Below are 18,848 nucleotides of genomic sequence, written 5' to 3'. Positions count from 1 at the left end.
GTGCGGCGATATAGATGTTGCGCAAAATTGGCTTCAAGAGGTCATCGATATTCTAGCGAGCGCACGAGCTGGTTACGAAGCAACGTGTTTAGCAAACGGTCTGTCCCTACCTTACAATAAGAGCGAGTAGTTGTGACGTGCGAGTAGACTTCAGCGTGCAGTGCAGCCCGATAACCCAACCGTTTGTGAATGCCATCATACACACCGTTGCGCGATCGCACGGTCGTCGATAGGCAGAGCCATCCTGCAGATCGTCGCCTGTGCGACGACGGGACCGGTTGGATGTGCGGCGGCAGGAGCTGCACTCACCCTGGCGGCGGGCGGATCGATCAAACAGGCCCTCATAGGGGCGGCGATCTCCTTCGTGCAGATAGGTGCGTATTCCGGGATCCACCAGATCATCGGGGGCATTGCCGACAGGCCGCTCTCTGCGGCGGTCAAGATCGGTCTGCACGCGGTTGTCGGCGGCGCGGTCTCGGTCGCGCAAGGCGGATCGTTCGAAACAGGTGCGCTCACCGGCGCAGTCGCAGCAGGTTCAAGCCTGCTCATGGACTCATCCGGAGCCATGGGCCACTCGGGCGACGGCAATCCCGAGTACATCGCGGAACGCACTGCCGTCGCCGCTGTTGCCGGCGGTACTGCCTCGGTGCTCTCCGGCGGCAAGTTCGCCAACGGCGCCATCACCGGCGCCTTCGCGCAGCTGTATAATGCGGACGCCGCAGCTCTTGCAAAAGCTGCTACGCGTGGTTTCGCAGTGCGCTTCACCGCAACAGCCGCGACGGCCGCCACTATCGCCGCGATGGACGGGCCACTCCCTGTTGGCGACATAATTGGCGGTGGCCTTCTGATCTATGATGCGGTGACGACCGTCTACGGCTACATCTTCAATAGCGATGCTCCTGATCTCCCGACAGAAGTAACTGGTGAAAATGGCGACCGACAGGGTGGCCGGATCAACACCGATCTTCCGGCAGATCGGTTTCCTGGCGTTGTCGATGCTTTAACTGGAGGGAATCTAGTTGCTGACGTCAAAAGACCGGGCCATCTTGTTGCGCCGAATGGTGTTCGTATACGACCAACGGCTGAAGGTCCCAGAGTTGACATTCCGGCTAGTGGCGCACGCCCCCACGAAACAATCCACTTTCCTCCGGAGACGAATTGGCCATGGTGATTGTTAAAACGTGGCTTCCGCGATATTCTAATGTCGTTTCGCTCTCGCGGTTGAGTGCACCCGTATCGGTGTGTGATTATATTGGATCACGTGGCCATCCGACCGGCATAAAACTTGTGCATTCAAATGATGAAAAGACATACGTGGATGCTGCGTATGCTGACGTCAGGCGCAAGTTCGAATGTTATTTTGTCGTCTTGGCCCCCCCGTCCGAACGTACGTTGACTTGGAAGGAGATAGATAAGGTTCACTATTTTGGTTCGATCCGACTATTAATCGGATTCGAGTGGCAAAGGACTGCGCGTGTTGGAGAACTTTCTACATTATATACCGGTACGACCGTCGGCGACATGAGTTCCCGCCAGGAAATTCCTGACAACACTGAAGCGCTTGGCATCTTTGTCCATGGTTTTGCGTTTTGGAACGATTTGGATGACCAGCCAGTTGCTGCAATCGTTGCGAGCCATGCGGTTCCAGGAACATTGGAGATCTTGAGCGAACGTAAAGATCTCGACGCAATAGTAGCGATCTGTGATGTCGTTGGCATCCCTGAACTCGACAGCTGGACCAGCGATTTGCAAGCATGGCTAGCGCAAAAATTTGGCGCCTAGCCCACGCAGGCCGGCCCTCCAGCGTTACGGAAACGATCGATAGCGCAAGCTTCACTGTATCCACGAGCTATGACAGCTCGGGCCGTCCCGCCAACACCACATACCCATCGGGACTGACGGTTGCCAACGTTTACGGGACCTATGGCCACCTGCAGAAGATCCAGGATACGGCCTCAGGCGGTGCCACCTATTGGGAGGCAACGGCGGTCGATGCGCGTGGCAACGTCACGGAAACCCATCTCGGCAGCAAGATCACCGAGTACCGCACCTTCAACAACAACACCGGACGGCTCAGCTGGATTACGACCTATCGCACAGAAGCAAGCGGTCAGGAGTTCACCGAGAACTTCACCTATGACACGCTCAACCGGGTTACCAAGGTCTCGACCCTGCTGCCCGGCCAGAGCACGCCCTCCGATGTTGACGTCACATACGACAGCCGCGGCGATATCCTGACCCGCTCGGATGTTGGCACCTATGCCTACTCCGGCACGGGCACCTGCGGCACCGGCTCCTCTGACCTGCTCGACTTCTTCGGACCGTTCTTAGCTTGAGAGATCAGCCCTCGTTGCTTCTGGTTTGTCTTCCGATGTGACGGGGCGGAGCGCGAAGGCTCGTAGAGCCGCAGCGGTCCGCTCCGTCACATCGGCGGGCGCTGCGTTCCCGATCTTTGCCGCGAAGGCGGCAGGCGTCAGGTACCCCAGGCTCGAATGCGGCCGCACTTCGTTATAGTGCCGCCGCCACGTCTCGATGACTGCCTTTGCTTCGGCCCGCGACCGGAACCACTCCAACGACAGGCACTCGTCGCGGAACTTGCCGTTGAAGATCTCCGAGCGCCGCGCTTGTGCGGTGCTCGGCCAGCATCGTTCGCTTGTTGCGGACACTTCGCTCCCCGGGGGCATGGATGGCGAGTGAACTCGCGCCCGCACTTGGCGCTCTCGAACTGGACGCCTGAAGAGTTCCACGCCCACCATCAGGCCCTTGCTGTGACGAACGATCAGCGCCACAACTCTAATCCAGGACTCTCCCTCTCAGTGGAGGAGACAAGGGGCTCAGATCATTTAGTTTCGCTACCGACTCGGATCGCTCGCAATTGTTTAAATGGTCCAGAATGGACGGGGTCCCAAGTTTCGGACCAAGCACATGGAACGTGACCGCTAACACGAACAAAAAAGATGGTCTCAGTGTTCCCAATCGCTTTTACAGCGATATCAATAATTTTGAAGAACCTGCTATCGCCAAGAAATAGTTTATCAATCGCTTCGGATAAGCCGTAAATACGGCCCTCGCCGCCGGCGCCATGCAATTCAATCCGAAAGTTATCAGGTAAACTCAGCTTAAACTGCTCGCAAGCGGTCTTTGCAGCCTGTTCGAGTTCGCGAAGGAATAAGTTCGCAAACTGCTCCTTATTCATGGTGTTCATCGCTGTGGACCTAGATTAATTGGTGGCGTCATAGCCGGATAAACTACAGTATCAAGTTGATGGTCCGAAAAGAAGACCGACGCCCCAGCTCCTTGCTTCCCTGGATCGGAAAAAGGATAACCTTGATCGATCACCGACTGAGGAACCGTAGTCGATGTAACAGTGGCTCCAGAATTCTGAGACCATCCCGCAAAGTTCTGCACGCCACTCAAACTCAGACCGAAGTACTTGCCACTCATTGATGGGTTATGACCATAATTCCCATTTGCCTCAAGATACGAGAGTTCTGTGGAGTCAATCGCTCGATAAATTGTTACTCGTGGATCACCTGCGTCGCCTGATCCGACATCCGCCGGTGCCATCGCCCAACTGCTGAACGCATCCCAAGCACTGCTGAGCTTCATGCTCATCCATGCTCCGAGCCCTATACCAACGGCGCCCCCGCCGCCCTGCATCGCGCCGATGCGTGAACCGCCGCCCATTTCTGGGCCGGTAATACCCTTACACGCCTGGCACTCGCCATTATACAACTGCGCGAAGGCGCCTGTTATGGCGCCGTTAGCGAACTTGCCGCCGGAGAGCACCGAGGCAGTACCGCCGGCAACAGCGGCGACGGCAGTGCGTTCCGCGATGTACTCGGGATTGCCGTCGCCCGAGTGGCCCATGACGCCGGAGCTGTCTATGAGCAGGCTTGAACCTGCTGCGACTGCGCCGGTGAGCGCACCTGTTTCAAACGATCCGCCTTGCGCGAGTTTGTAAGCGTCGAGTGGCGCGTCTTCCTACGTGCTGCTAGGCAAGCACTCAGACTTTCTGCGCTGATAGATTCCTAGCGCATGGGGATCGCCGTCCACCAGCCTTTCATAGTAGGCTTCGTCGTTCACCCACTCAGGAAAACTAATACAATCCAACTCCATTCCGCCTTTGTCTGACTTCAACCGAAAAGACCATCCTTTGGGGATCTCCCTTTGAGTGAACTCGAAGAACTCAGCAGGATACGGCGAAGGCCAATACGCGCCCGCGATGGACTCGATGTAAACCCGGAGCCCATCGTTCCAACGGGCAATTGCGTAAACGGTGTATGTTTGCCCGAGTTCAAGGGGATCAATTACACCATCGATTCTAATCGACCCACGGAGCCGATCTCTGACGACTTCAGAAAGCGAGTCGAGTCTGTTCTTGACGCATTTGACTGTGATCATTTCTGCTTTGCCATATTCAAGGACGATTTGATCTTAAAGTCCGTCGATGCACCTGTAACAGGGTCTCTGACGTAGTGGACTGTTGTTGTGCGGCCCGCATCCGATTTCACGACGTACTCGACCTTATCCATGCCTGAGAACCGCGGATCGCCCAAGTTGCGTATAATGACGTCGCCAGCGCCGCCTTTCGCGGCATCCAATGCCATTTGCTCCTGAAGATCGGCCGCGGTGCGATACCATGCACATGCATTATGCACCCACACGGCAGGAGCATTGTCGTTCGCGGGTGAGGCGACGAAGAACGTGTGGAACGTCTCGACCTCAAGATTGTAGGCGTCGAGCGGCTTATCTTCAACTGTAACCGAGACGACCTCGGAGAAGCCGCTGGCCGAATTGATCAGCCGCGCGCCCGCCGCCAACCCCCCCGCCTCGACCCAGCGGCCGGTCGATGTGGTTCCGACCTCCGCCACACCACCGTTGGCGACGAGCCGCAGCTCGGGGATTGCCGCCTCGGACACATAGAAGGGGTGGTTCGACGTGGTAAGAAGCGTCTGCGTCGCCCCGGTGACGCACCATCTTGAATGCCATTTGACCGGTCTTGTCGTCGCGCGCGAGAACCTCATCGCCCGGCTTGATATCCTTGATCGCGATACGACCGCGTTTTGTCTCGACGCGTGTGTCGCCTTCGAAGGAGCAAAGGTGGCCTAGCCCGCGTATTGCACCACCCGCATTCGGCAAGAGTCCACCCGTCAGAACATTGGCCACAAGGCTGATGCCCGCAAACGTGCGCTCCAGTATGCTTGAGTTTGGATGACCCAAAACGTAAAGATCTTGGGCCTCGCCAACGCCGGGAACGAAACTCGCGCCGAACTCGCCAGCGGCCATCGCATACTTCAATGCCTTGCCGCCACCCTCCGCATTATAGAGCTGTGCGAACGCGCCTGTGATGGCGCCGTTGGCGAACTTGCCGCCGGAGAGCACCGAGGCAGTACCGCCGGCAACAGCGGCGACGGCGGTGCGTTCCGCGATGTACTCGGGATTGCCGTCGCCCGAGTGGCCCATGACGCCGGAGCTGTCTATGAGCAGGCTTGAACCTGCCGCGACGGCGCCGGTGAGCGCACCTGTTTCAAACGATCCGCCTTGCGCGACCGAGACCGCGCCGCCGACAACCGCGTGCAGACCGAGGAAGTAGCGGGTTTCCGAGACGCCCCATGCCGTTCGCCTGTCGATGATTGCAGTCGCATCAAAAAAAATAGAGAAGCGCGATGAACTAATATTTCAGCCCGATCACTCAGTTATAGAACAGAGTCAATCTGACATTAGCTACTTGTTTTGCTCTTGCAGCCAAGCCTTCTGCTCTCCGTTCGCAAACTCAGAAAGTTGATTTAAGTTGACTTTGTAGCGCAAGAACAGCGCGATAAGTTCGCTAAGTTCCTCTGGTCCAACCTTGTCTGCGTCAATCTCGATCAATAACTCTTCTCCAACGCCGTAATAGCTTTCGATGCAACGAATTCTTCCAAGCCAGGCAAAAAACAAATCTTCGTCGATGCTGGAAAAATAGCGTACCGATGTTGCCTTAAGCACTGTCTTTTTCATCTCGCTCTTCCACCCGGATACACATTTCGATAGCCCCCAGGACGGCCTCCTTTGCCCGGAGTTTGAACGTCCCGCTGCGGATCTCCCGGCGCATGGTGAGATTGCCGATGTACAAAGCCGGCGCATCTAAGATTAAGAGCGATAATCCCGAGACTCCGCGCGGTGAAAAACCATTACCTCCCCTGGCCAGGGCTCAATCTTTGTCCAAGACGGCGTACTTTCCGCCGAACATTGCACGCTGAAGTCCGGGAAAAAATGCGTGGCTTGACGCCCGAAGCGTTCGCCGCCCAGATAGACGGAGCCCGAAAATTCGCATGATGAGCGGACCAAAGATGGGGTGAGGTCCAACCCGAATCGGGCATAACATTGCAACTGGACCACGCGGTGGGGCTGGTCAGGGCCGCTACTCTTTTCGAGCAAACTGATCGTTCCGCGCTCGTGATAGTTGAAGATCAATGTCTTCATTCGTCCACCCCAGTTTGGGCGCCAACGTCTGTAGGGCTAAGATTACAGTCTGTGCGGTGTCGGCGTCGCCGCCTTGCACAGCAGCACCGTAAAGCCGGAGATGCTCGTCGAAGGCCTCTTTGATATCACCATGCAGAAAAAGAAATGAGGCAAAATTCCCCCAGATCATTAGATCTCTTCGGGAGAATTTCATTGCTTGCTCGTACGCATTGCGAGCCGCTGGAAGTTCGTTCAGTTCTTCATAGCAACCTGCAAGATTGGACCATGCAAGACCATGTTCCCAGTCTGGTTGTTGGGCAACTATAGCTTCAAAGAGTTCGACAGCTCTTTTCCAATCCCCGGAACTCTGGCAGGAAAGCGCCTTTGCCTCCATTTGTATTAGCTCTTGTGAAGTGTACTTCATGGCTTAAAGAAAATATGCATATTCGATTGCTGGATCATTCTCGTGTCTCCCGTATAGAGATTTCTGGGCTTGAACGTCTCCACGTTTATGTGTGGTTTTAAACCGTGTGGATTCGTAATATCAAATCTTATCTGTTTTGTTCCATCGGCTGAACGAAGAAGGAGGTCAGAACCGCCAGTAGGCTTTTCGAGTTTTGCTCCAGGGCCGATCCAATCAAGTATATCATCTGCAAATGTATAAAGCTTGGTGGCCGCCACACTTCGTACCGCAAAAGCCCCTCTTGCCCAAGCAATCGCACCTGCGACCGCTTCGCCGCCAGCAGCTAACACGGCTGTGTCAATTCCGAGCTGAAGAGCCGCTTCGTCGGGATGGCCCAGACCGGTACCTTCGGTTCTTTCGATAAAGGCACGAGGGCTTTCTGCACCTACGCCGTTCGGTGCTCCTCTACTTCCGCGCACACCAGCAGCGCCGTCTTCTCCATCGCCGTGCTCCCAATTATTATACATCAGGGCAAAGGCCGCAGTAACAGCACCGTTAGCGAACTTGCCGCCTGAGAGCACCGAGGCCGTACCGCCTGCGACGACGGTCGCGGTGAACTGACCGGCTTCACCCAGTCCGCCGGAGATCTCGCCGACGCCGCCCGCGACCGCACCGGACATGAACCCGCTGACGAACGAGCCGCCCTGGGCCATCGAGATCGCACCGGAGACCACGCCGTGCGACAAGGCGGTGCCGACGGGCCCCGTGCCGGAGAGGACCACCGCGTCGCCGACCTTACCCCAAATGTCGATGATGCCGCCGTTACTCGCACCAACTTGCACGAATGACAAAGCTGCGGAAATAAACGCCTGTTTGAGTGTTCCGCCTGCGAGCAAAGTTAGCCCTGCCGCGGCTGGCGCGCACGTAAACGCGGCCGCGGGATTCGCACAGGCGACGATCTGAAGGATCGCTCTTCCTATTGATGATCTAGCGATGGCATTAGCGGCATGCGCAAACGCGCGACCGATGCCTCTGAACACACTGCCGATGGCCTTGAACAGGCCCTTGAGGAAGAAGCCTGACGGGTCGGTGTAGGACAGCGGGTTGTTCTGCACGTAGGCATAGGCATTGAAGGCCTGGAAGTTTGTGATGTCCTGCACGAACGGATCGGCGGAGCGCGGATGCAGCGTGGGCATCCGGAGCGCGCACTAAAATGGAAGCGGCCGATGTCGGCGTCATAGACGCGCCCGTTCATGTGGATGAGACCAACACCTCAGCCGCGCTTCGGATGCCCACAAGCATCCGCGCTTATCGAGCTGCTCGTGGCATGTGCGTGCGGCCGGCTCGACGCAGGAGAGTCGCACGCACCTCTAAAGAAATATAACCGCAGGTGACCTGCGAACTGCCAGTTGAAGGATGGACAATATGGCCGTCGTCGACCTGACGGCGCTTGCCCCAGGCATCGAACGAGTAGACTCTATGAATGGCGCCCTGATCGTCGGCCTCGGCGGCAAGCAGGCCAAGGTGATCCTTGAGGAAGTGGCAGGTTTGCGGGCCCTTTGGGCCGGCAGTGCGCTCTCGGAGCGCATGACGACAACGGTGCCTGAAAGTGTAGGCGCCTGCGTCTTCAGACCAATTGGGCCACCGAGACCTCAAAGCTTCCGCCCGCGATGTAATAGGTGGTCGTGGTGCCGGTCTGGTTGACATCGGTCCGCCATGACGACTGACCAGGGCCATACGCCAGATCGATGCTGTTGGTGCCCTTCTCGATGTGGGTTGTCGAACGCCGACCAGGTGATCGTCACCGTCACCGCCACCATATCGCTTCGTTGAGGTCATCGCTCGCCCTACGGTTCTTCGCATTACCGGACCATGCGTTTGCTTCCACCGATGAGTCCAAATACCCTCTATAATTTCCATTTCCCGGTTCGGCCAGGCAAATTTTGAGCCTTCCAGCTGATGCTACTTTGACCTTGAATTGCAGCAGCGATTTCATCAGGATCACGTCTCTGACGTACACCTAGATAGATGATGAGCGCTGTACGCATCAAAGCGTTCACCCTATGCCAAGAAAATCACCGACAGTCCGACAGCAGCCGCGTAAACTTTCAAGGTCGGTGATTGATCGGACGCAGCCGCTTGCGGCTTCTTGCAACTCAATTTGGTGCCTCTGCCAGTCCCTTGGCATCATATTGGGCCGTATCCATTGCCACAACTCGTAAAGGCCGCGCGTACCGGTGGACGTCGCGACTGTTGGACATTCAGGTGAAAAGGAGGTGGAAACCTGAAAAAGCTGGTGGCCCATATTTTCTGACACGTTGCAGAAATGGTCGGCGCCGGGATTTCCAGACCAGAACCGATACGACGGCATTATCGACTACTCCACCGGCGAACGGTGCTTCGACGAGTCGCAACTTGTGATAAACGTCATCATTACTCCGTCGCCCATATGTTCGTATCGACAGGCTTTGCCATATCCGAGTTCTGACAATTCGCGAGAGATCACGGCGCGGTCGTTTTTGCACTCAATCTCCTTGCTACAGCCCTTATAACCACACGTCTGCAATTCAACGCCGGCAGCTTTCAATCTGAAACTCCAGGTTAAATCCAGACCAACCGGCTTCAATGTCGATATGAACCCAACTCCATAATAGGCGGGTCGACTCACAGATAGTCCTGTCGTTGTGCGCCGCATCTAACAACTGAACGGCGACATCCTTGTCGACTTGGTGTGGGTCCAGCCGAAGGTCGTTATAACCGAAGTCGGCGGCTTCAATTCCCTTAATGGCCCCTTGGGGATCTTGCGGAAGATCATCTAAAATCAGGGCGTATCCAAAGCCAGCCACATACGTCGTCTCGGCCTTCCTGGTTCAGTCAGCACCTTCATCCAGGCGAGCCCTGATAATGTTCGAGCTTGGCGCACGCCATCTGAATGCTGCTGTCGAATTTTCTTATACCACTCCGGGCCAGCTTCAGCATTATACAGCTGCGCGAATGCACCTGTGATGGCACCGTTAGCGAACTTGCCGCCTGAGCACCGAGGCCATGCCCGCCTGCGACGACGGTCGCGGTAAGACAGCCAGCTTCACCGATCCGCCGGAAATCTCGCCGACGCCGCCCACGACCTGCCGGACATGAACCCGCTGACGAACGAGCCGCCCTGGGCCATCGAGATCACCTGGAGACCACGCCGTGCGACAGGCCGGACGCCGACGGAGCCCCGTGCCGGAGAGGACCACCGCGTCGCCGACCTTACCCCAAATGTCGATGATGCCGCCGTTACTCGCACCGACTTGCACGAATGCCAAAGCGCAAAATAAACGCCTGCTTGGAGTGTTCCGCCTGCGGTAGTGACCCGCGCCACCGCTGGCGCCTTTGCGTAAACGCAGCCGCGGGATTGGCACAGGCCACGATCTGAAGGATCGCTCTTCCTATTGATGATCTAGCGATGGCTTTAGCGGCATGAGCAAGGGCCACGACCGATACCTCTGAACACACTGCCGATGGCCTTGAACAGGCCCTTGAGGAAGAAGCCTGAAGGGGTCGGTGACGCGCGGATGCGGGTGGGCATCGAAGCGCAAGAACAGGACAGCGGGTTGCTCTGCCGCCGTGGTTGGCGCGTTACGACTCCGCTTCGGGCCATTTGCGCGCGCGGCTCTAAGCGCTTCCGGCCGGCTCTCAGCAAGGAGGTCGGAAGCGCAATCAACGCATAGGCGTTGAAGGCCTGAAGTTTGTGATGTCCTGCACGAACGGATCGGCGGAGCGCCCGGATGCAACGTGGAATGCGTAACAAAGAATTTCCTCGGCGCGGTTAAAATCACCAAACGCGCCGCCACTGATCGCCAGCCCATCACTCCTCTCTTATCGCTCCGTTGTGGAAATACGTTCTGCCTCGCCGAGGGTGCGTAATATCCTGAACTAAAGGGATGTAATCGGGTACTAATGGCGTCGGCCGGATATCTCATCATTTCATTCTCTCTTAACCCCGAGACGATAAATGTTTACGAGTTCCGGAGTACGCCAGTCATTGCGACAGACATCTCCCACTCCGTTATCGAAATGCAGTGTAAATACCTGATCATCCATCAATGCTTGCGAGGAAGATACGCCAATAGTGGCCATAATACGTTTAAATCACCACTCCGCTCCCACATGTCAAACTCAATCAAGCCACATCTGTGGAGGGTGGGGTCGAATTTAAATTCTGAAGGCAATCGCGTGAGACGCGAAAAACATTCGAAGATACTGCAATTCGACAGATATCGAGACCGGCTCTTCTCCAATCTTATAGACCTTCATTTGTGTCATTGCGGATTCCTCTATACGAATAGGTTTATGGGGATGTTTGAATAGGTTTAAGAGGATTAACCGGATAGTGCGCAAAGTCACAGTTTGTCCGGCACCAGCTTCCCAGTTACAGGAGAAATGGGTTGTCGCCCGGTGCATTGAATACACGGAAATAGGGTAATCGAAGTCCCCGGGGTGGCTCGGTGCTCGTCCAGTCCGCATTATACAACTGCGCAAACGCACCTGTGATGGCACCGTTGGCGAACTTGCCGGCGGAGAGGACGGAGGCTGTGCCGCCGGCGACAGCTGCGACGGCAGTGCGGGCTTACAACGTTCTCAGGCACACCATCGCCCGAGTGGCCCATGAGACGGGCTGTCCATGAGCAGGCTCGATCCAGCCGCGACTGCGCCGGTGAGCGCACCTGTTTCAAACGATCCGCCTTGCGCGACCGAGACCGCGCCGCCCACAACCGCGTGCAGGCCGACCTTGACCGCCGCAGCGATTGGATTGCCCGGTTTGCAATACCCCGCATTGATCTGCGACCGATCGGCACGTACGCGCCTGTCTATAATAAAGATTGCCGCAACTGCATGTACGGTGGAGCGAGCAATCCCGCTCGAAACTCGCACGCCATCCGGCCCTTGTGTAAGAAGGTCTAATTGCGGTTCAGTACGCATCAGTTCATCAAGTTCGTCAGCGAGTTTCGGCGTATTCAGGATTTCGAGGTCGTCTCTGTTTACTATCTGCTTAGTCTGGGATTTCAGATGCTTTACCTGGAAATACTCGCGGATACCATCCAGCAATCGCGGCTGCGAGGTGAGTTGCCCTTCCAATGAGACCAGACCGGCAGCATCGCCAATGAACGAACTCCGTCTACGAGCATTTGCACGTTTTCAATTGTGCAGCCATCCTTACACCCGACAAACCGCAGCCTCGCGTTTTCAAACGAGACATCATGCAGTCCACTTCGTAGCGGCGAACCCAGCCAATTTATATGGGGTATAATAATCCATGGCCGTTAGATCAACAGCGTCAACGTCCCCCCGACAAAAGAGCAGTTCCAGAATCCTGCTGCCAAAATCTGATCCTTCGCCAGTCGCGACCTTGGAAGCTGCAATTCTCGAATATGAGGTTTACGGGGCTGCATTCCGCGGTTTTCACACCGTCGAAAACGCAACGTCGCATTGTTGTCCCGAACACTCCCAGAAGGGCCCGGCGAAAATCCGCTCCGGAAAAATCACAATCTGTGTACTCGCATTTTTTGACGTAGAGTCTCACGAGATTGGCATTCTTGAAAATGCCAGTTCTCGAAACGGCAGGCGATGAATCTGGCGCGCGTCAAGTTGCTATACGAAAAATCGACGTTCTCGAACGTGGCATTCTCGAATGAGCGCCCATCGGCAGTGGCCCCGGAAATCAGCCCATACACCGGTCGTTGTAAATCAAACGGCGAGACGGAACAGAGATCGAGTTCACCCGCACCATCTAGCTTTAAGGAACTTGCCATCGGTTTGTGAGGCTTTCCGCATTGCGACTAATATATCTCCTTTCGCTTTGGATAGCATGTTGAGGGATTGGCTTGGCAGAATGTATCAAACTGTCTGCCAGTGATGATGTCAATTATTGCTCCCACGACACTCAACACGTTGGCCGCTGGGCCAGAGCACGAGACGTATTGATGTGGAAGAGATTCAAGCTGCCATGCTTCGCTACCTTCGTCGGCCACTGGCCGGTGGTGAGTCATTCATACCGGTAACGCAGCAGGGTCCGTCAAATCCTCCTCCGTTTATTCTACCCGTCAACCGACCTAACAGCTGGATATCCCTACTATCGCGTCGCGGACAACCAGCGTCGATATTGTAGCCTCGGTGCATTGCACGACATAAGGTTTGGTCTTTTGAGCAGCCAGCTGATCGTCAGAAAATGCCGCATCCCCTGCAGCATCGATTTTTATGGCATCGTCGGCAACTGCCTGGAGCTTCTGCTGGACTTCATCAACTGCCTCCGCATTATACAGCTGCGCAAACGCGCCTGTTATTGCGCCGTTAGCGAACTTGCCACCTGCGAGGACGGAAGCCGGTGCCGCCGGCAACGGCTGCAACGGCAGTGCGTTCCGCGATGTACTCCCGGGATTGCCGTCGCCCGAGTGGCCCATGACTCCGGATGAGTCCAGCAGGCAGGCTTGAACCTGCTGCGACTGCGCCGGTGAGCGCACCTGTTTCAAACGATCCGCCTTGCGCGACCGAGACCGCGCGGATGTGGGTGGGCATCCGAAGCGCAAACAAGATGTGCCGTTGGCGGAACCTGAGTTCGTGATCACCCGCCCGCGCTCCGATCGTCGCACATCCTTCCATGCGCGACGTGAATCGGCAGCGCAACGCAACGAGCGAGCTGCTCGCGGCCCCCCGCGCGCGCAGGCGCGCAAAACAGCAAGTTGTAGGTGTAGGTGCCGATGAGGTTGCCCGACTGCGACACCGTCTTGAGGCGGTTGGCGTTGTTATAGGTGTAGGCATACGTGACGCCAATTTGGTTGCGCCTTCCGACTCGCGTTCCGCGAGCCGGCCGGAAGGCGCGAAAAGAGTGCGCACGTCGGTGAGGGTGTTGCCGGCTCCATCATAGGTGAAGGCGCGGGATCGGGCGTTGCTGCGCGGATGCGGTGGCATCCGAAGCGCCAGCGAGAGCGTGCTACACCCTGCAGCAGATTGCTGGTGGAAGGATAACTGTAGGTATCGGTGACCCCGCCGAACGTCCGCTGGTGCGGTTGCCAACGCCGTCATAGGTCCACGATTGCGAGCCGTAGATCCCGCTGGCACTGTTCAGGCGGTTGGCCGCCGAGCAGCCCAACACCGGTTGTTGGCGGAGGTGCACCGTATCGCCGATCGAGGTGATGCTGAGGTTGTCGGTCCGCCCGAAGGTAAGCCCCATCACGGTCGTGGCGCCGTTCATCACCGTGCACTGCGATTGCGCTCAGTCCTGGGTGTGCGCGTTGGTCTCTGCCAGGCTGTTGCCGTAGGTCAGAGATTTGATGAGGTTCGAGATCGGCTGATAGGTGACGTTGTCGATGACGGTCACGCTCGAAGCGCCAGAGTTCTGCTTGGTCGAGACCTTGTTGATACGCCCGACGCTATCGCGATCGTAAAGGACGATGCGGCCGGAAGGATACGTGACCTTCGAGACGGGGAGTTCCCCCTCACTTGGCGTTCGCTTTCTTGCGTCGCAACGAGCAGAGCATAAGAAGGGCCAGAGCATTCTCGAATTCGAAGACGGAGCCAAGATCTGTTGGCGAGCATTGATAGAAAGTCGCGATGTCACCTGAAGGAGTATGGCTCAGCCTGGGTTTTGAACCCTCGAATGACTTCGGCATTGGCACGCCGGCGTTGAAAGATGAGATGTCCTGAAATTGCAAGACTATCTTACCGTCAACCGCTTCTTCTTGTCCGAGATACACCAAAGTTTCTAGAATGGGAGTCAGCATAAAGCTGTCTATAAAGGTTAGGGAAAAATAGGTTTTTCCGATCTCCAACGCAGTTGCCTCTACCGGCATCGCCGTTAAAGAGACCTCTCTTCCTTCAAACCACATTGCGTCGCCCTTATTTTTCGCACTCCGGTACATCGCATTTGCACGTCAGCTCTTTGTCCTCCCAACTCTTCAATACGGTAACTGTACCGTCTTTTTCTTCATACAACCCAAAGACTTTGCGTACCTGAGACACTTGGCATAGCCACAATGGCTTCGGAGCACATTCAGCCTCACATTTTGCTAGCTCATTCGGCTTGCAGGCTCGTGACCGATAATCTTCCTTATTTTTTCCTTTTGGCCTTCCGATACGACCATCTGGATCAATGATCCTAATAGGAAGATTCCTCGCATAATCATAGACACTCGGCCCATCCACAAACCCTAGCGGATCTGGCTGTGTGTATCGTCCGATTGTCGGATCGTAATGCCTGTGCCAGTTGTAGTGCAAGCCTGCTTGCTTGATGCGCCTTCCGACTCGCGTTCCGCGAGCCGGCCGGAAGGCGCGACAGCTGGAACCACGCTCAACACCGGCTTGCCGAGTGTTGAGCAACAAAACTGGCCGGGGAAGCGGGCGTTGAGGGTTTCGGCACCTGAGAGCGTGTAGGCGCCGCCGAACGGGCTGTAGAGAGCCGACCAGACATCGGCGCCCGTGGCATCCGTCATTCCTGATCGCGCTTCGGATGCCCACCAGCATCCGCGCGCTCACTGGCCGGTTGAGCTGATCACGCTCAACACCGGCTTGCCGCGTGTTGACCAACAAAAGAGCGGACCATGAGCAGCGCCGGCGACGTGGCGACGTTGGAGACCACGACTGCGACCCGTAAGGACCGCTGGCGCTGTTGAGGCGATTGGCCGGTGAGTAGTCGAACGACTGGTTGTTCGCCGTCGTGACCACAGTCAGATCAGGTATTAGGCAAAGTGAGCTGCGTTCTCATCGCTGCGATAATCTCATCCAGGGCCTCTTTGGTGGACCGTGCCCTTAGTTGTAGATCATCAAAAGTTGTGTCGAGCACATACCAAGCTTCCGCGACTGGTTCGTGTCCAGCTTCAAGGGGTTGGACCCGGTACATATCCGATCGGAAAACATGAACTTTCATCTCACCTGTATCAACGCGCCGACACAGCTCCACCTTAAAAACCAGAACCTCAGCGCCGGCTAGGTCAAATTCGATCTCGAACGTGCCGGTGATTTCCCATACTCTCAAGGTCAGCCTCGCCCGTTAACCGCAGTCACAGTCGCAATGCCGCTTGTAGCAGCCCCTAGGCACTTTGCTGTTGGCATCTTTTTGGGCGGCCTTGCATGCGTTGACCTGATCATTCCCCGTTGCGGTGCCATAGACTCGCTGAGGACACTCGGCTTTTGGGTCAATTTGCTGAACGTTGCATTTCGCTTCGCACGTAATTGTTTTGAAGCACTGGTAGAGTAGTATTCCGCCGCCAACTATACCACCAATTATAGCGCCGCCAGCAGCGCAGTTCGGTCCACATATGGCTCCGCCTGTCCGGCCTCCTAGTACGATGCCTTCGGTAAAAGTATTCTGTCCCGTTTTATCTATACGCGTTTGCGGCGCACTCCCCGCATAACTAAACACCCCCGGCCCATCCACAAAACCGAGCGGGTCGGGCTGGGTGTAGCGGCCGAGGCTGGGATCGTAATGCCGGTGCCAGTTGTAGTGCAAGCCTGCTTGCTTGATGCGCCTTCCGACTCACGTTCCGCGAGCCGGCCGGAAGGCGCGCAACATCTGGAACCACATCAACACCGGCTTGCCGAGTGTTGAGCAACAAAACCGTCCGGGGAAGTGGACAAGAGAAGAAGTCAATGGCGCGACGTCGAAGGAGCTCCAAGCCTAGACCCTGACCCTGATAATCCAATACCCGACCGAGGACCTGGAGAGGACATGGGAGGTCACGAATCTCGAGGTCGGACGCCTCACGAAACCGGGGAGAGGAATGTAAATCCAAATGAAGAGCATGGACGGAGATGGAAAGGAAACCCTGGTGGTGGACCACGTAGGTGACGACTTCGACTGGAGCATCCCGTCGTCGAGCGGGCGAGAGAACCTTACCTTTGTACTGGCTCGAACGGTGTTCGACAGCGGATACTTGGTGCTGTCGATCCGATACGATGGCGACTTTTGGCAGCGAGAATTGATACGTGCTGCCGATCCCCCTCTCATCACCGACTTCCGGCTGCAAATCGCTCAAGTTGCCGTTGCTTATGAAGCTTTGAAGGTTTTCGCTGATGAGCTCAAAGCAGTTTCCAGCGATCCGACCAAATCTATCGGCGGTGTGAGAGCCGTAATGGACGCTTCCATCTTCGGCCAAAAATTCTCCTTGGTCATTGGTCGAAAAGCGGGGGTGAAGTATGCCGGTGATTACACGAGTTGCGCCATGATGTTCACGAACGGAAAGACATTGACGATTGACGCCTCGTTTATCGTTGATCAAACATGTATTCGTGTCTGCGCAGAGTCACTCGATGGGTTTCTTGGGCGTGTTGAGGCGACACTTATCCGAAGCAAGTAGTCTTAGAATGCTGCGCCGAGAAGCGCACACGCGCGCCAACCTTAGAGGTGCGCGCTGAACAGTGCGCTGTTCTCTGTCGTTAGGATACTAAAGGCGAAGTCATTTAGCGCCTTTCGATTGCCTGCGGTAAGTCGTTGCGTGACTTCAGCTCGACTGCGTTCGTGTGCAGCAATCCGTTCGATTTCAAATCGTCGAAAAATGTCAACCCCCTCACTACGGCATGTCGCGCAGGACTAACTATCGTTCGAAGCGGGAGTTTCTTCCGCAACATTGGGCGTGACCTGGCAACATCGCCGAGCGCACGGCCGTGGCGGCGATTCGCAGTGCGCTTCACCGCAACAGCCGCGACGGCCGCCACTATCGCCGCGATGGACGGGCCACTCCCTGTTGGCGACATAATTGGCGGTGGCCTTCTGATCTATGATGCGGTGACGACCGTCTACGGCTACATCTTCAATAGCGATGCGCCTGATTTCGTGGGAACGAGCAGTGGCGAACTTATCCCAGTACCAGAGGGTGCCGACGGGCCATATCCCGCAGATAACAATAAGGGAATAAAGTACATAAACGGATCAGGCGGTGGTAATGGCTTACATGACAACGTAACGGGCGTACGGATCATGGATCCAACCAATCCTAGTCTCTCGTCTCCTGGATATCCAGGTGGATACGTCAGTTACGGGAATGGGAAGGGTGGAAGTTGGGGTCAGACTGTCGACCCGAATACAGGAAAGCCCGTCGGCAAGGGTTCAGGTTGGCACATACCGCTGCAGACACCCTGATTTCGTAGAGAGTATGATTCATGTTATTACCCGAAAACAGCGAATTCGCATCTTTGAGTACCATAGTTGGTGAACGGCTAATTGCCGTGCAATTCGTTATGGATTACTTGAAGCTAAATTTTGACGCCGCGGAGATGACTATTTTGAGTCCCGTTCAGGTATCTATTTCTGGAATAGAATTTCGAAGTTTCCAGGCTGGATTTCGCGACCAAATTTGCAGTTTAATCGGCAGTAAGGTACTCGAAGCAAGCGGTGTTAAGGAGAAGTGCCTCAAACTAAAATTTGCGGAAGATACGTCGGTTTGCATATCGTTGAGACCTGAAGATCGTGAGGGCCCTGAAGCCGTAATGTTTGAGACAAAATCTGGAACGAAATGGAGTGTTTGGTGAATCGCACGTGAGCGCAACCGTGCGCTTGTTGATGCTGCAGATCGTGGGCGCAGGTGCCTCTTGGGAGCCAAGCTCAAGAGAACGAGTGGATTGGGGCAACCGATAGGTAATTACGTTGACCAGGAGGGTAATAGTACACCAACCACAAAGGGCATTATTCACTATGGAAGTCGCGGCGCGCATATTGTTCCATCGAGGCCTTAGATGTCTGCTAGAGAATTGGGGGGCGCAATAATGGCCGCCCTACAGGTAGCGATGTTAGGGATGGTGAAGCCTAATTTGAGATGCGTTCTCATGTCCTATGGCGGTAAAGATATTCATGCCCGGTTTGTCTACGATGAAATGTTCACGCCCGATGATGTGGAGGATGTTAGCTGCATTGAAACAGAGCTAATATCGCATTTCTTCCCGGACTTCAGCGTGCAATGTTCGGCGGAAAGTACGCCGTCCTGGACAAAGATTGAGCCCTGGCCAGGGGAGGTAATGGTTTTTCACC

20 protein-coding genes and 1 pseudogene are annotated in these 18,848 nt (G+C 55.8%); 6 read left to right on the top strand and 15 right to left on the bottom strand.

The features are described 5' to 3' along the window. Nucleotides 1-160: 160 nt before the first annotated feature. From R3D51_17835 to R3D51_17825, 3 genes are read left to right on the top strand one after another with little or no spacing between them, the layout of a single operon-like run. The gene (locus tag R3D51_17835) at nt 161-1,171 is read left to right on the top strand and encodes a hypothetical protein (protein ID MEZ5901343.1); all 1,011 of its coding nucleotides are present in this window, start codon (nt 161-163) and stop codon (nt 1,169-1,171) included. Next, nucleotides 1,165-1,782 carry a hypothetical protein gene (locus R3D51_17830; GenBank protein ID MEZ5901342.1) on the top strand — a complete coding sequence of 206 codons (618 nt, stop codon included), beginning with the start codon at nt 1,165-1,167 and terminating at the stop codon, nt 1,780-1,782. Before R3D51_17835 ends, R3D51_17830 begins: the two co-directional genes overlap by 7 nt. Continuing rightward, a complete protein-coding gene (locus tag R3D51_17825) occupies nt 1,755-2,336 on the top strand; it encodes a hypothetical protein (protein MEZ5901341.1) in 582 nt (193 codons plus the stop codon). The genes R3D51_17830 and R3D51_17825 overlap by 28 nt, the downstream gene beginning before the upstream one ends. Here R3D51_17825 and R3D51_17820 read toward each other — a convergent pair. The 8 genes and pseudogenes from R3D51_17820 to R3D51_17785 form a co-directional block, all read right to left on the bottom strand. Then, nucleotides 2,328-2,612 (bottom strand): annotated as a pseudogene (locus tag R3D51_17820) (transposase). The gene R3D51_17825 and the pseudogene R3D51_17820 sit on opposite strands and share 9 nt — an antisense overlap. 227 nt (nt 2,613-2,839) lie before the next feature. Then, nucleotides 2,840-3,196, bottom strand: coding sequence for a hypothetical protein (locus R3D51_17815; protein MEZ5901340.1), 357 nt, complete (start codon nt 3,194-3,196; stop codon nt 2,840-2,842). Nucleotides 3,197-3,201: 5 nt separating this feature from the next. After that, entirely contained in the window at nt 3,202-3,870 is a 669-nt protein-coding gene (locus R3D51_17810; protein ID MEZ5901339.1) for a hypothetical protein, read from the bottom strand. 530 nt (nt 3,871-4,400) lie between these two features. Further along, nucleotides 4,401-4,823 carry a polymorphic toxin-type HINT domain-containing protein gene (locus R3D51_17805; protein ID MEZ5901338.1) on the bottom strand — a complete coding sequence of 141 codons (423 nt, stop codon included), beginning with the start codon at nt 4,821-4,823 and terminating at the stop codon, nt 4,401-4,403. Beyond that, on the bottom strand, nt 4,756-5,466 hold the full coding sequence (locus tag R3D51_17800; protein ID MEZ5901337.1) for a hypothetical protein: 711 nt from the start codon (nt 5,464-5,466) through the stop codon (nt 4,756-4,758). Before R3D51_17800 ends, R3D51_17805 begins: the two co-directional genes overlap by 68 nt. Nucleotides 5,467-5,727: 261 nt before the next feature. Beyond that, the gene (locus R3D51_17795; GenBank protein MEZ5901336.1) at nt 5,728-6,000 is read right to left on the bottom strand and encodes a hypothetical protein; all 273 of its coding nucleotides are present in this window, start codon (nt 5,998-6,000) and stop codon (nt 5,728-5,730) included. A 403-nt stretch (nt 6,001-6,403) separates the two neighbouring features. Further along, nucleotides 6,404-6,838 (bottom strand): tetratricopeptide repeat protein, encoded by a 435-nt coding sequence (locus tag R3D51_17790; protein MEZ5901335.1) that lies wholly within the window; start codon nt 6,836-6,838, stop codon nt 6,404-6,406. Between the two features lie 26 nt (nt 6,839-6,864). Next, a complete protein-coding gene (locus R3D51_17785; GenBank protein ID MEZ5901334.1) occupies nt 6,865-8,043 on the bottom strand; it encodes a hypothetical protein in 1,179 nt (392 codons plus the stop codon). 229 nt (nt 8,044-8,272) lie between these two features. Here R3D51_17785 and R3D51_17780 point away from each other — a divergent pair, with 229 nt between their 5' ends. Beyond that, entirely contained in the window at nt 8,273-8,551 is a 279-nt protein-coding gene (locus R3D51_17780) for a hypothetical protein (protein ID MEZ5901333.1), read from the top strand. A gap of 863 nt (nt 8,552-9,414) precedes the next feature. Here R3D51_17780 and R3D51_17775 read toward each other — a convergent pair. From R3D51_17775 to R3D51_17745, 7 genes are all read right to left on the bottom strand, one after another. Continuing rightward, nucleotides 9,415-9,693: a hypothetical protein gene (locus R3D51_17775; protein MEZ5901332.1), complete on the bottom strand. Its 279-nt coding sequence runs from the start codon at nt 9,691-9,693 to the stop codon at nt 9,415-9,417. A gap of 168 nt (nt 9,694-9,861) precedes the next feature. After that, the gene (locus tag R3D51_17770) at nt 9,862-10,155 is read right to left on the bottom strand and encodes a hypothetical protein (GenBank protein ID MEZ5901331.1); all 294 of its coding nucleotides are present in this window, start codon (nt 10,153-10,155) and stop codon (nt 9,862-9,864) included. Nucleotides 10,156-11,470: 1,315 nt separating this feature from the next. Further along, nucleotides 11,471-11,938 carry a hypothetical protein gene (locus tag R3D51_17765; protein MEZ5901330.1) on the bottom strand — a complete coding sequence of 156 codons (468 nt, stop codon included), beginning with the start codon at nt 11,936-11,938 and terminating at the stop codon, nt 11,471-11,473. 1,004 nt (nt 11,939-12,942) lie between these two features. Continuing rightward, a complete protein-coding gene (locus R3D51_17760) occupies nt 12,943-13,359 on the bottom strand; it encodes a hypothetical protein (GenBank protein ID MEZ5901329.1) in 417 nt (138 codons plus the stop codon). A gap of 461 nt (nt 13,360-13,820) precedes the next feature. Next, a complete protein-coding gene (locus tag R3D51_17755; GenBank protein ID MEZ5901328.1) occupies nt 13,821-14,081 on the bottom strand; it encodes a hypothetical protein in 261 nt (86 codons plus the stop codon). Between the two features lie 244 nt (nt 14,082-14,325). After that, nucleotides 14,326-14,715, bottom strand: coding sequence for a hypothetical protein (locus R3D51_17750; GenBank protein ID MEZ5901327.1), 390 nt, complete (start codon nt 14,713-14,715; stop codon nt 14,326-14,328). A 321-nt stretch (nt 14,716-15,036) separates the two neighbouring features. Then, nucleotides 15,037-15,318, bottom strand: a complete 282-nt coding sequence (locus R3D51_17745; GenBank protein MEZ5901326.1) for a hypothetical protein — start codon at nt 15,316-15,318, stop codon at nt 15,037-15,039. Nucleotides 15,319-16,617: 1,299 nt separating this feature from the next. On the opposite strand from R3D51_17745, the gene R3D51_17740 reads away from it, so the two are divergent. Next, the gene (locus R3D51_17740) at nt 16,618-17,181 is read left to right on the top strand and encodes a hypothetical protein (protein MEZ5901325.1); all 564 of its coding nucleotides are present in this window, start codon (nt 16,618-16,620) and stop codon (nt 17,179-17,181) included. A gap of 323 nt (nt 17,182-17,504) precedes the next feature. Next, nucleotides 17,505-17,963, top strand: a complete 459-nt coding sequence (locus tag R3D51_17735) for a hypothetical protein (GenBank protein ID MEZ5901324.1) — start codon at nt 17,505-17,507, stop codon at nt 17,961-17,963. Nucleotides 17,964-18,848 lie beyond the last annotated feature (885 nt).

The sequence above is a fragment of the Hyphomicrobiaceae bacterium genome (assembly GCA_041397645.1).
In the GTDB taxonomy this organism is placed as follows: Bacteria; Pseudomonadota; Alphaproteobacteria; order Rhizobiales; family Hyphomicrobiaceae; genus Hyphomicrobium_B.
The sequence above is the reverse complement of the archived record's forward strand: the minus strand, read 5'-3'. Positions and strand labels throughout refer to the sequence as shown.

Coding starts and splice junctions, on each gene's coding strand:
- R3D51_17830 (MEZ5901342.1), top strand. CDS start 1,165: ATGGTGATTGTTAAAACGTGGCTTCCGCGATATTCTAATGTCGTTTCG.
- R3D51_17825 (MEZ5901341.1), top strand. CDS start 1,755: ATGGCTAGCGCAAAAATTTGGCGCCTAGCCCACGCAGGCCGGCCCTCC.
- R3D51_17815 (MEZ5901340.1), bottom strand. CDS start 3,196: ATGAATAAGGAGCAGTTTGCGAACTTATTCCTTCGCGAACTCGAACAG.
- R3D51_17810 (MEZ5901339.1), bottom strand. CDS start 3,870: ATGGGCCACTCGGGCGACGGCAATCCCGAGTACATCGCGGAACGCACT.
- R3D51_17800 (MEZ5901337.1), bottom strand. CDS start 5,466: ATGGGCCACTCGGGCGACGGCAATCCCGAGTACATCGCGGAACGCACC.
- R3D51_17795 (MEZ5901336.1), bottom strand. CDS start 6,000: ATGAAAAAGACAGTGCTTAAGGCAACATCGGTACGCTATTTTTCCAGC.
- R3D51_17790 (MEZ5901335.1), bottom strand. CDS start 6,838: ATGGAGGCAAAGGCGCTTTCCTGCCAGAGTTCCGGGGATTGGAAAAGA.
- R3D51_17785 (MEZ5901334.1), bottom strand. CDS start 8,043: ATGCCCACGCTGCATCCGCGCTCCGCCGATCCGTTCGTGCAGGACATC.
- R3D51_17780 (MEZ5901333.1), top strand. CDS start 8,273: ATGGCCGTCGTCGACCTGACGGCGCTTGCCCCAGGCATCGAACGAGTA.
- R3D51_17755 (MEZ5901328.1), bottom strand. CDS start 14,081: ATGAACGGCGCCACGACCGTGATGGGGCTTACCTTCGGGCGGACCGAC.
- R3D51_17750 (MEZ5901327.1), bottom strand. CDS start 14,715: ATGTGGTTTGAAGGAAGAGAGGTCTCTTTAACGGCGATGCCGGTAGAG.
- R3D51_17745 (MEZ5901326.1), bottom strand. CDS start 15,318: ATGACGGATGCCACGGGCGCCGATGTCTGGTCGGCTCTCTACAGCCCG.
- R3D51_17740 (MEZ5901325.1), top strand. CDS start 16,618: ATGAAGAGCATGGACGGAGATGGAAAGGAAACCCTGGTGGTGGACCAC.